The following is a 12,701-nucleotide window of genomic DNA, read 5'->3' as shown; positions in this document are numbered from 1 at the left end:
CCCTCAGCCAGTTCCTCCGAAGGCCCCGCCACCAGCCCCAACTCCGCGCCCGAGGCGATCAGCGGATGGTCCGGCAGGATGCGGACGGTGTAGCCGTACGGGCCCGTGCGGTCGAGGGAGAGGGGGCCCTCGTAGACCCAGCGGCCCTCCAGATCGGGGCCGCCCACCGGTTTCAGGGGGACGGCCGTGCCGTCCGTGATGCGGTCCTCCGCGTCGACTCGGCCGGAGACGGCCTGCACCTCGACGTCGTCGGGGGTGAGGTCGCCGAGGCGCAGGCGGACGCGGAGGGCGAGCATCGTGCCGAGTTCGGCGGTCGGGGTGGCCGCCGAGGTCTCGACGTGGTCGACGGTGACGGTGTGCCAGGAGGCGCGCACCTTCGCCTTCCAGGCGGCGAGGTCGCGGGCCGTGTCGGGGCCGAGGGCGCGGTGGGCCTGGGCCGCCGGGGTGTAGAGGCGTTCGACGTACTCGCGGACCATACGGCCGGCCAGCACCTTCGGGCCGAGGAGGGTGATGGTCTGGCGGACCATCTCGATCCAGCGGTCGGGCAGCCCGCCCGCGCCGGGCTCGTAGAAGCGGGGGGTGACGCGCTGCTCCAGCAAGTCGTACAGCGCCGCCGCCTCGATGTCGTCGCGGTGGTCGGCGTCCATGCCGGAGCCGTCCGCGGTGGGGATGGCCCAGCCGAAGTCGGGCTGGAACCACTCGTCCCACCAGCCGTCCAGGACGGAGAGGTTGAGACAGCCGTTGAGCGCCGCCTTCATTCCGGAGGTGCCGCAGGCCTCCAGCGGGCGCAGCGGGTTGTTGAGCCAGATGTCGCAGCCGGGGTACAGCTTCTGCGCCATCGCCATGCCGTAGTCGGGGAGGAAGACGATGCGGTGGCGCACGCGCGGGTCGTCGGCGAAGCGCACCAGTTCCTGGACGAGCCTCTTGCCGCCGTCGTCCGCCGGGTGCGCCTTGCCCGCCACCACGATCTGGATCGGACGGTCCGGGTGCAGGAGCAGGTCCATCAGGCGGTCGCGGTCGCGCAGCATCAGTGTCAGCCGCTTGTACGACGGGACGCGGCGCGCGAATCCGATGGTGAGGACGTCGGGGTCGAGGACTCCGTCGATCCAGCCCAGCTCGGCCGTGCCCGCGCCGCGCTGCCGCCAGGAGGCCCGCAGCCGCTGCCGTACCTCCATGACGAGCTGCTCGCGCAGGTCGCGGCGGAGGTCCCAGATGTCCTGGTCGGCGATGTCGGCGACGGAGTCCCAGCGGTCGGAGCCGCCGACGCTGAGGGCGTCCTCTGCGCGCTGGTCGCCGATCTGCCGGGCGCCCAGCCGCAGCACCTCGGGGGCGACCCAGGTGGGGGCGTGCACGCCGTTGGTGACGGAGGTGATCGGGACCTCCTCGGCGTCGAAGCCGGGCCACAGGCCGGCGAACATCTCCCGGCTGACCTGGCCGTGCAGGAGCGAGACGCCGTTGGCGCGCTGGGCGAGGCGCAGGCCCATCACCGCCATGTTGAAGAGGTTGGCCTCGCCGCCCGGATAGGTCTCCATGCCCAGGGTGAGGATGCGGCCGACGTCGATGCGCGGGAGTTCGGCGCCGGGACCGAAGTGCCGGGCGACGAGTTCGCGGTCGAAGCGGTCGATGCCGGCCGGGACGGGGGTGTGGGTGGTGAAGACGGTGCCGGCTCGGACCGCTTCGAGGGCGGAGTCGAAGTCGAGTCCGTCGTCGCACAGCTCGGCGATCCGCTCCAGGCCGAGGAACCCGGCGTGCCCCTCGTTGGTGTGGAACACCTCGGGCGGGGCGTGCCCGGTGAGCCGGCAGTACGTGCGTACCGCCCGGACACCTCCTATGCCGAGCAGCATCTCCTGGAGGAGGCGGTGTTCGCTGCCGCCGCCGTAGAGCCGGTCGGTCACCCCGCGTTCGCCGACGTCGTTGTCCTCGACGTCGGAGTCGAGCATCAGCAGCGGCACACGGCCGACCTGGGCCAGCCAGATCCGGGCGTGGAGCTGTTTTCCGCCGGGGAGGGCGAGGGAGACCTGGGCGGGGGTGCCGTCGTCCTCCTTGAGCTGGCTGACCGGCAGCTCGTTGGGGTCGAGGACGGGATAGTGCTCCTGCTGCCAGCCCTCGCGGGAGAGGGTCTGGCGGAAGTAGCCGTGCCGGTAGAGCAGCCCGACCCCGATGAGGGGGACGCCCAGGTCGCTGGCCGCCTTCAGATGGTCGCCGGCGAGGATGCCAAGGCCGCCTGAGTACTGGGGCAGGGCGGCCGTGACACCGAACTCCGGGGAGAAGTAGGCGATGGCGGCGGGCAGCTCGGCGGACTGCGCCTGATACCAGCGCTCGCCGGTCATGTAGTCGTTGAGATCGTCGGCCGCGGCGGTCAGCCGGGTCAGGAACTGGTGGTCCTCGGCCAGTTCCTGGAGGCGTGCGGCGCGTACGCCGCCCAGCAGCCGTACGGGGTCGCCGCCCGCGGTCGCCCAGTGTTCGGGGTCGACGGAGCGGAAGAGTTCGCGGGTTTCCGCATGCCATGACCAGCGCAGATTGCGCGCGAGGTCACTGAGCGGCCGGAGGGGTTCGGGGAGAAGGGGTCGGACAGTGAATCGACGGATCGCCTTCACATTCCACCTCGGCGTGCGTGAGGAGTGGCGCACGGCAGTGTGCGTCAACGTCTCTGATGACGGTACCGGCGTCGGTGCCGGAGTTGCTGGAGGCTGCCGCAGCCGAGCCTGTACTTCGGCCCCCGGCGGGGCTTCTCGCGCCCCTCCGGACGTTCCGGTCGCCGCGCCGGACGATCGGATCGCCCGGCCCGGCTCGCCCGGATGCCCTGACCGGCGCCTTGGAGCCCCCCAGTGCGCCCCTTTATGGCCGATTCCACCCCCGCGGGCCACCTTGTGACACTTCACGCCGCACGAGAGGCTGCGGGTGGCGCACCCGGCACCGCCGTCGTGCGTCGACTCGAGGAGGGGAACTCGAACCATGGCTCGGACGCGGACACGGCGTCTGCGCCGGGTGGGGGGTCTCATCGCGGTCGCCACGACCCTGGTGTTCTCGGCCATCACCCCACCCGCGCACGCCACACCACCCATCACCCCGCCCAGGCAGGCCACACCACCCGCGCACGCCGCACCACCGGAGGGGGCGATAGGCGGCGCCGGTCAGCCCGGCACCGTCGACGGCAGTTATCTCGTGACGCTCGAAGAGGGGGTGCGGGCACCGGCCGCGGGCCGGGGCATCGCCGCACGGTACGGGGCCCGGATCAGCCACACCTACGGCACGGTCCTCAACGGTTTCGCCGTCGAGGCGACCGCGGGACAGGCACGGCGGCTCGCGGCCGACCCACGGGTGGTGTCGGTCGTCCAGGACACGCGGGTGGCCCTCGACACGACCCGGCGGACCACACCCCCGCTAACCGCCCGGACCCCGCGGACCACGCCCCCGCGAACCGCCCCGACGCGGCAGCGGCAGCGGCCCCCCTCCTGGGGCCTCGACCGTCTCGATCAGGCGGGCCTCCCCCTGGACGGCGGCTACAGCGCGCCGGCCTCCGCGGGGGCCGGGGTGACGGTGTACGTCATCGACACCGGCGTACGGATCACGCACCGGGACTTCGGCGGCCGGGCGTCGTACGGGTGGGACTTCGTGGGCGGCGACCGCGGCGCGGGGGACGGCAACGGACATGGCACCCATGTCGCCGGTACCGTCGCGGGCAGCGGCGCCGGGGTCGCCAAGAAGGCGAAGGTGGTCTCCGTCCGGGTGCTGGACAGCGCGGGCGCCGGCACCACCGCGCGGGTCATCGCCGGCATCGACTGGGTCACCCGGCACGCGCGGAAACCGGCGGTCGCCAACCTCAGCCTGGGCGGCCCGTACAGCGCGCAGCTGGACGCGGCCGTCCGCGCGTCGATCCGCTCCGGCGTGACCTACACCGTCGCCGCCGGGAACGAGGGCCGGGCGGCAGCCCTGTACTCCCCCGCCGACGTCATAGAGGCGATCACCGTCGGGGCGACCGACCGCCGGGACGTCCGCCTCGCGTACTCCAACCACGGCTCAGCCCTCGACCTGTTCGCCCCGGGGGTGTCCATCGTCTCGACGGCGCACACGAGCGACACGGGGCGCGCGACCTGGTCCGGTACGTCGATGGCGGCCCCGCACGCGGCGGGCGTGGCCGCGCTGTATCTCGCGACGCGTCCGAGGGCCACGCCCGCCCAGGTGCAGCGGGCCCTGGTCGCGGGGGCCACGAACGGCAAGGTGTCCGGCCGGGGGCCCGGTTCGCCGGACAGACTCCTGCGGGTGACGCGTCCTTGAGGACTCCCGAGGAACTCGGCAGGAACGTTCTCGGAACTCGCGAGAATCTCCCACGGACGGAGTACGAGTTTGTGAATACATACGCGCGAGTAGTTAACAACGTGCCGGATTGCTCACCCGAATAGGGTGGGAAGGCTCCTCCGGTACAGGACCCCGTACGACCAGAGCCCGCCGTACGACGAGAGCACGCCGTGCGACGAGCACGACCCCGGCAGCCGCCTGCCGGCCCGCGCCCCGGCGCGCCCGGCTCGCGGTACGCCCCGCAGCACCCGGCACCACCCACCCCGTATGCCGCAGGACCCACCTCCCCACATCCATCACGCCCACCTTCGTTGATGCGGACAGGAGCGGTCATGCCCGCCACGCACCACTCGTCAGCACCCCCGACACCCCCTCGCACGGCAGCGCCACCATCCTCCGAGCGTTCCGCGACCGCCGGACCGGCCGCCGCGGAGCGATCCTCCGCGAAGCGGGCGTCGCCGAAGCAATCGCCGACGGGCCAATCACCGCCGGACCAGTCGTCGCCGGACCAGTCATCACCGGACGAGTCACCGACCGAGCAGGCACAGACCGGGCAGTCACCGCCGCAGCGGTCGTCGCCCGAGCGGTCCGCCGCGGGGAGCGGGACCGCCGTGGGGCGTATACCCGTCCTCGATGTCCGGCCGGTCGTCCTGCGCGGCCGGCGGCCCGCCAAGGCGGTCACCGGAGAGACGTTCCAGGTCTCGGCCACCGTGTTCCGCGAGGGTCACGACGCGGTCGCCGCCAACGTCGTGCTGCGCGATCCCGACGGCCGCCCCGGCCCGTGGACGCCGATGCGCGAGCTGGCCCCCGGCACCGACCGCTGGGGCGCCGACGTCACCCCGGACGCGCCGGGCCACTGGACGTACACCGTCGAGGGCTGGAGCGATCCGGTCAGCACCTGGCGGCACCACGCGCGCATCAAGATCCCCGCGGGCATCGACACCGACCTCGTCCTGGAGGAGGGCGCCCTGCTGTACGAGCGCGCCGCCGCCGGGATCCCCGAGGCGAAGGCGCCGGCGACGGCGGGCTCCACAGCCCAGGAGGGCTCCGCGGCGCAGCGGAACGTACTCCTCGCCGCGGTCGGCGCCCTGCGCGACGAGTCCCGCCCGGCCGCCTCCCGGCTGGCGGCGGCGCTCGACCCGGAGGTGGACGCGGTGCTGGCCCGCCACCCGGTGCGCGAGCTGGTCACCGAGTCCGAGACGCTCCCCTTGCAGGTGGAGCGGGAGCGGGCGCTGTACGGCTCCTGGTACGAGTTCTTCCCGCGTTCCGAGGGCACCCCCGAGCGCCCGCACGGCACGTTCCGCACGGCCGCGCGCCGGCTGCCCGCGATCGCCGCGATGGGCTTCGACGTCGTCTACCTCCCGCCCATCCATCCGATCGGTACGACCTTCCGCAAGGGCCGTAACAACACCCTCGACCCCGGCCCCGAGGACGTGGGCGTGCCCTGGGCGATCGGCTCACCCGAGGGCGGACACGACGCCGTGCACCCGGATCTCGGCACGATCGACGACTTCGCGTGGTTCGTGCGGCGGGCGAGAGAGCAGGGCCTGGAGATCGCGCTCGACTTCGCGCTGCAGTGCTCGCCGGACCACCCGTGGGTGCGCGAACACCCCGAGTGGTTCCATCACCGGCCGGACGGGACGATCGCGTACGCCGAGAACCCGCCGAAGAAGTACCAGGACATCTACCCGATCGCCTTCGACGCCGACATGGACGGGCTCGTCGCCGAGACGCTGCGGGTGCTGCGGCACTGGATGTCGTACGGCGTGCGGATCTTCCGGGTGGACAACCCGCACACCAAGGCGGTGGTGTTCTGGGAGCGGGTCATCGGGGAGATCAACCGGACCGACCCGGACGTGATCTTCCTGGCCGAGGCGTTCACCCGGCCCGCGATGATGCACACCCTCGCGCAGATCGGCTTCCAGCAGTCGTACACGTACTTCACCTGGCGCAACAGCAAGGCGGAGCTGACCGAGTACCTCACCGAGCTGACGGGCGAGGCGGCCTCCTACATGCGGCCGAACTTCTTCCCCAACACCCCGGACATCCTGCACGCCCAGCTCCAGCACGGCGGACGCCCCGCCTTCGAGGCGCGGGCCGTGCTCGCCGCGACCCTCTCCCCCAGCTGGGGCATCTACAGCGGCTACGAGCTGTGCGAGAACACCCCGGTGAAGGAGGGCAGCGAGGAGTACCTCGACTCGGAGAAGTACCAGCTCAGGCCGCGGGACTGGGAGGCCGCCGCACGCGAGGGCCGCACCATCGCCCCGCTGATCACCCGGCTCAACGAGATCCGCCGGGCCCATCCCGCGCTGCGGCAACTGCGGAACCTGCACTTCCACGATGCCGACCAGGACGCGGTGATCGCCTACTCGAAGCGGAGCGGTTCGAACACGGTTCTGGTGGTCGTCAACCTCGACCCCCACCACACCCAGGAGGCCACGGTCTCGTTGGACATGCCGCAACTCGGCCTGGACTGGCACGAGTCCGTGCCGGTGCGCGACGAGCTCACCGGCGAGACCTACTACTGGGGCAGGGCCAATTACGTGCGCCTCGAACCGGGCACTCGGCCCGCGCACGTCCTGACCGTCCTGCGACCGTCCACCCCGCAGATCGGAGGGTCACCCACACGATGATCGTCAACGAGCCCGTTCAGGACACCTTCGAGGACACCCCCGCCAAGGACCGCGATCCCGACTGGTTCAAACGAGCCGTCTTCTACGAGGTCCTCGTCCGTTCCTTCCAGGACAGCAACGGCGACGGCGTCGGCGACCTCAAGGGACTCACCGCCAAACTCGACTACCTCCAGTGGCTGGGCGTCGACTGCCTGTGGCTGCCGCCCTTCTTCAAGTCACCGCTGAAGGACGGCGGCTACGACGTCTCCGACTACACCGCCGTCCTGCCCGAGTTCGGCGACCTCGCCGACTTCGTGGAGTTCGTCGACGCCGCCCACCAGCGCGGCATGCGCGTCATCATCGACTTCGTCATGAACCACACCAGCGACCAGCATCCGTGGTTCCAGGAGTCGAGAAAGGATCCTGAGGGGCCGTACGGCGACTACTACATGTGGGCCGACGACGACAAGCAGTACGCGGACGCGCGGATCATCTTCGTCGACACCGAGGTGTCCAACTGGACCTTCGACCCGGTGCGCAAGCAGTACTTCTTCCACCGCTTCTTCTCCCACCAGCCGGACCTCAACTACGAGAACCCGGCCGTGCAGGAGGAGATGATCTCCGCGCTGCGGTTCTGGCTGGACCTGGGCATCGACGGCTTCCGGCTCGACGCCGTGCCCTACCTCTACGCCGAGGAGGGGACGAACTGCGAGAACCTTCCGGCCTCCCACGCCTTCCTCAAACGGGTCCGCAAGGAGATCGACGCCCAGTACCCGGACACGGTGATCCTGGCCGAGGCCAACCAGTGGCCCGAGGACGTCGTCGACTACTTCGGCGACTACGCCTCCGGCGGCGACGAGTGCCACATGGCGTTCCACTTCCCCGTCATGCCCCGCATCTTCATGGCCGTGCGCCGCGAGTCCCGCTACCCGGTGTCGGAGATCCTCGCCAAGACGCCGACGATCCCCTCCGGCTGCCAGTGGGGCATCTTCCTCCGCAACCACGACGAACTGACCCTGGAGATGGTCACCGACGAAGAGCGCGACTACATGTACGCGGAGTACGCCAAGGACCCGCGCATGCGCGCCAACATCGGCATCCGGCGGCGGCTCGCCCCCCTCCTGGACAACGACCGCAACCAGATCGAACTCTTCACCGCGCTGTTGCTGTCGCTGCCCGGTTCGCCGATCCTGTATTACGGCGACGAGATCGGCATGGGCGACAACATCTGGCTCGGCGACCGTGACGCGGTGCGCACTCCCATGCAGTGGACACCGGACCGTAACGCAGGCTTTTCGTCCTGCGACCCCGGCCGGCTCTTTCTGCCGACCATCATGGACCCCGTCCACGGCTACCAGGTCACCAACGTCGAGGCGTCGATGGCGTCGCCCTCCTCGCTGCTGCACTGGACCCGCCGCATGATCGAGATCCGCAAGCAGAACCACGCCTTCGGCCTCGGCTCCTACACCGAACTGCCGTCCTCCAACCCGGCCGTCCTCGCCTTCCTTCGCGAGTACGAGGACGACCTGGTCCTGTGCGTCCACAACTTCTCGCGCTTCGCCCAGCCCACCGAACTGGACCTGAGCCGGTTCGGTGGCCGCCACCCCGTCGAGCTGTTCGGCGGCGTCCGTTTCCCGGCCGTCGGTGACCTGCCGTACCTGCTGACCCTCGGCGGGCACGGCTTCTACTGGTTCCGGTTGCGCAGGGAGACGGTCTAGTGCGAAGCGTGCGGACCGTCTAGAACCCCGCGGCGGGGCGGTTTCTCCCGCCCCGCCCGGGGCACGCATCAGTAACACCCCGACCCCCCGGGGAAAGGACGTGACGCCATGGCGGAAACGGTCACACTCTCCGGCACGACCAGCCCCGGCCTCCTCGCGTCACTGGCCCCCCTGCTGCGCGAGTGGCTGCCACGGCAGCGCTGGTTCGCCGGCAAGGGGAGTCCGGTCACGGGATTCTCGCTGGTGGCGGGCACCGAGCTACTGCCCGCCGCGTCCAGGCTGGGCCTCTACCACCTGCTGGTCCGCGCCCACCAGGGCGCCGTGCCCGGTGACTGCTACCAGCTGCTGATCGGCGTGCGTGAGGCGCTGCCGCCCCGGCTGGCGCCCGCGATGATCGGGCACGTGCCGGACGGACCGCTCGGCGGCCGGACCGTCTACGACGCCCTGTACGACACCCGGCCCGCCGAGGTCCTCCTGGAGGCGCTGCGCACCGAGGCCCGCATCGGCGTCCTGCGCTGCGAACGGGACCACGGTCAGGAGATACGCGCCGGCCTGGTGCCACGCCGGCTGACCGCCGAGCAGTCCAATTCGTCGGTCGTGTTCGGAGATACGTTCATCCTGAAGCTGTTGCGCCGGGTCGTCCCCGGCGTCAACCCCGACCTGGAACTGCCGCTGGCGCTGGCCCGCGAGGGCTCCTCCCGGGTTCCCGCGCCGACGGCATGGCTGCACGCGGACCTGGAGGACGGCGCCGGCGAGTCGTACGTCCTCGGTGTGCTCCAGCCGTACGTGCAGGGCGCGACGGACGGCTGGGAGCTGGCGCTGCGGGAACTGGCCAAGGGCCAGGACTTCGGCGCCGAGGCACGGGCCCTGGGCCGGGCCACCGCCGAGGTGCACACGGCCCTGGCCCGCGCGCTGCCCACCGTGACCCTCGGCCACGCCCAGCTCGGACCGCTCGTCGACGGCATGACCGAGCGGCTCGACGCGGCCTCCCAGGCGGTACCCGCGCTGCGCCCGTACGCGCCCGGCCTGCGCACCGCCTTCTCCGCTCTGGCCGGCCTCGCGGCCGAGGGCCGTACCTGGACCGCCCAGCGCGTCCACGGCGACCTGCACCTCGGGCAGTGCCTGCGCGCTCCCTCCGGAGAGTGGTCGCTGATCGACTTCGAGGGCGAACCGGCCCGCCCGCTCGCCGAACGCAGGATGCCCCAGCCGGCCCTCCGGGACGTGGCGGGCATGCTGCGCTCCTTCGACTACGCCGCCCTCTCCGCCGAACCGCCGGCGCCCGGATGGGCCGAGGTGTGCCGGGCCGCCTACTGCTCCGGCTACGCCGAGGTGTCCGGCACCGACCCCCGCACCGACCCCGTACTGCTGCGGGCCTACGAGACGGACAAGGCGGTCTACGAGGTCGTCTACGAGGCCCGGCACCGCCCCGACTGGCTCTCCGTCCCGCTGACCGCGATACGTCGGCTCGCCGCAACCGACTCGTTCTGAGGAGGCTCCGCCCGTGACTCCCAGCCCCCCGTCCCCCCACGGTTCCGACCCGAGGGAACCGAAGGCAACGAAGGCCCCGAGGGACCCGAAGAAGATCCCGGCCGAGAAAGCCGCGGTCAGGAAATCGGTGACCGCGAAGACGGCGGCCGAGACGGCGACGGGCAAGAAGACGGCCGGGAAGAAAGCGGCCGGGAAGAAGACCGCGGCTGCCGGGAAGGCCGTCACCAAGAAGGCCGTCACGGCGAAGACCGCGACGAAGAAGGCAGTGGCGAGCGCCGTGGCGAAGAAGTCCGTGGCGAAGAAGGCGGGCACGAAGAAGGCGGTCGCGGCGAAGAGGTCCGTGGCGCGCGAGGCGCCCCCGGCCGGGCCCCTGGAGGTCGCCCTCTCGCCCGCGCTGGACGCCGACGACCGCGAGCGGCTGCTGCACGGCACGCATCACCAGCCGCACGCCGTGCTCGGCGCGCACCCGGCGCCCGGCGGGATCGTCTACCGCGCGTTCCGCCCCTACGCCCGCTCGGTCGCCGTCGTCACGGGCGACCTGCGGGCCGAACTGCACGACGACGGCGACGGCTTCTTCTCCGGCCTGCTCCCCCTGCGGGAGGTCCCGGCCTACCGTCTCGTCGTCGCCTACGAGGACACGGTCCAGGAGACCGAGGACCCGTACCGCTTCCTGCCCACGCTGGGCGACCTGGACCTGCACCTGATCGGCGAGGGCCGGCACGAGGAACTGTGGACGGTGCTCGGCGCGCACCCCCTCACCCACCAGGACGTGGCCGGCACCCGGTTCTGCGTGTGGGCGCCCAACGCGCGCGCGGTGCGGCTGGCGGGCGCGTTCAACTTCTGGGACGGCATCGGGTATCCGATGCGGTCGCTGGGCTCCTCCGGGGTGTGGGAACTGTTCGTGCCGGGGATCGGCGAGGGCGAGCTGTACAAGTTCGACATCACCCGGCCCGACGGCTCCCGCACCCAGCGCGCCGACCCTATGGCCCGCCGCACGGAGACCCCGCCGGCCACCTCCTCGGTGGTCGAGGCCTCGCACTACGAGTGGGGCGACGAGGAGTGGATGGCGCGGCGCGGCGAACGCCCGGCCCACGAGGCACCCCTGTCCATCTACGAGGTCCACCTCCCCTCCTGGCGACCGGGCCTGACCTACCGTCAACTCGCCGAGCAGCTCCCGGCGTACGTCAGGGAGCTGGGCTTCACGCACGTCGAGCTGATGCCGATCGCCGAGCATCCCTTCGGCGGCTCCTGGGGCTACCAGGTCACCGGCTTCTACGCGCCCACGGCCCGGCTCGGCACGCCCGACGACTTCCGGTTCCTGGTGGACGCGCTGCACCGGGCCGGCATCGGCGTCCTCATGGACTGGGTGCCGGCCCACTTCCCGCGCGACGACTGGGCGCTGGCCGAGTTCGACGGGCGGACCCTGTACGAGCACGAGGACCCGCTGCGGGCCGCGCATCCCGACTGGGGCACGCTGGAGTTCGACTACGGGCGGCGCGAGGTGCGCAACTTCCTCGTCGCCAACGCGGTGTACTGGTGCGAGGAGTTCCACATCGACGGGCTCCGGGTGGACGCCGTCGCCTCCATGCTCTACCTCGACTACTCGCGCGAGCCCGGCCAGTGGACGCCCAACGAGCACGGCGGCCGGGAGAACCTCGACGCGGTGGCCTTCCTCCAGGAGATGAACGCCACGGTGTACCGGCGCGTCCCCGGCGTCGTGACCATCGCGGAGGAGTCCACGGCCTGGGACGGCGTCACACGCGCCACGCACCATCGGGGTCCGAGCGGCTTCGGCGGGCTCGGCTTCGGACTGAAGTGGAACATGGGGTGGATGCACGACTCGCTCCAGTACATGAGCCACGAGCCCGTGTACCGCAGGTACCACCACGGCGAGATGACCTTCTCCATGGTGTACGCCTACAGCGAGAACTACGTCCTGCCCATCTCGCACGACGAGGTGGTGCACGGCAAGAAGTCGCTCGTGTCGAAGATGCCCGGCGACTGGTGGCAGCAGCGCGCCAGTCTGCGCGCCTACCTGGCGTACATGTGGGCCCATCCGGGCAAGCAACTCCTCTTCATGGGGCAGGAGTTCGCGCAGGGCGCGGAGTGGTCGGAGGAGTACGGGCCGGACTGGTGGCTGCTCGACCCCGCGTACGGAGCGGAGGCCGATCACCGGGGCGTGCGGGAGCTGGTCGGTGACCTGAACTCCGTCTACCGGTCGACGCCGGCCCTGTGGGAGCGGGACACCTCCGCCGACGGCTTCGCGTGGGTGGTGGGCGACGCCGCCGACGACAACGTCCTCGCCTTCCTGCGCCGCGACGCCGACGGCACGCCCCTGTTGGCCGTCTCCCACTTCTCCCCCGTCGTCCGCCACGACTACCGGCTGGGCGTGCCGGACGACATACCCGCCTGGTACGAGGTCCTCAACACGGACGCCGGCCGGTACGGCGGCAGCGACGTCTTCCACCCCGACCCGGTGAAACCGGAACCCCAGCCGTGGCACGGCCACCCGGCATCCATCCGCCTGACCCTGCCCCCGTTGTCGACGGTGTGGCTGCGGCCGGCGTAGCCGCATATTCGCCCG

General features: G+C 71.5%; 6 protein-coding genes. 5 read left to right on the top strand and 1 reads right to left on the bottom strand.

Annotation, left to right across the window (positions count from 1 at the left end; all coding sequences use genetic code 11):
- Positions 1-2,597, bottom strand: a 2,597-nt coding sequence (locus tag BZL64_RS21535) for a glycosyltransferase family 1 protein (RefSeq protein ID WP_086770837.1), incomplete at its 3' end; no start/stop codon positions are given.
- 358 nt (positions 2,598-2,955) lie between these two features.
- On the opposite strand from BZL64_RS21535, the gene BZL64_RS21530 reads away from it, so the two are divergent.
- From BZL64_RS21530 to glgB, 5 genes are all read left to right on the top strand, one after another.
- Positions 2,956-4,278 (top strand): S8 family peptidase, encoded by a 1,323-nt coding sequence (locus tag BZL64_RS21530; RefSeq protein ID WP_086770836.1) that lies wholly within the window; start codon positions 2,956-2,958, stop codon positions 4,276-4,278.
- A 353-nt stretch (positions 4,279-4,631) separates the two neighbouring features.
- Complete coding sequence (locus BZL64_RS21525) at positions 4,632-6,932, top strand: alpha-1,4-glucan--maltose-1-phosphate maltosyltransferase (protein ID WP_086770835.1); 2,301 nt, start codon at positions 4,632-4,634, stop codon at positions 6,930-6,932.
- A complete protein-coding gene (treS, locus tag BZL64_RS21520) occupies positions 6,929-8,629 on the top strand; it encodes a maltose alpha-D-glucosyltransferase (RefSeq protein ID WP_086770834.1) in 1,701 nt (566 codons plus the stop codon). The genes BZL64_RS21525 and treS overlap by 4 nt, the downstream gene beginning before the upstream one ends.
- A gap of 108 nt (positions 8,630-8,737) precedes the next feature.
- Positions 8,738-10,117 carry a maltokinase N-terminal cap-like domain-containing protein gene (locus BZL64_RS21515; protein WP_086770833.1) on the top strand — a complete coding sequence of 460 codons (1,380 nt, stop codon included), beginning with the start codon at positions 8,738-8,740 and terminating at the stop codon, positions 10,115-10,117.
- 13 nt (positions 10,118-10,130) lie between these two features.
- A complete protein-coding gene (gene glgB / locus BZL64_RS21510; protein ID WP_086770832.1) occupies positions 10,131-12,686 on the top strand; it encodes a 1,4-alpha-glucan branching enzyme in 2,556 nt (851 codons plus the stop codon).
- Positions 12,687-12,701 lie beyond the last annotated feature (15 nt).

This window comes from Streptomyces bobili (assembly GCF_002154575.1).
Lineage (GTDB): Bacteria > Actinomycetota > Actinomycetes > Streptomycetales > Streptomycetaceae > Streptomyces > Streptomyces bobili.
The sequence above is the reverse complement of the archived record's forward strand: the minus strand, read 5'-3'. Positions and strand labels throughout refer to the sequence as shown.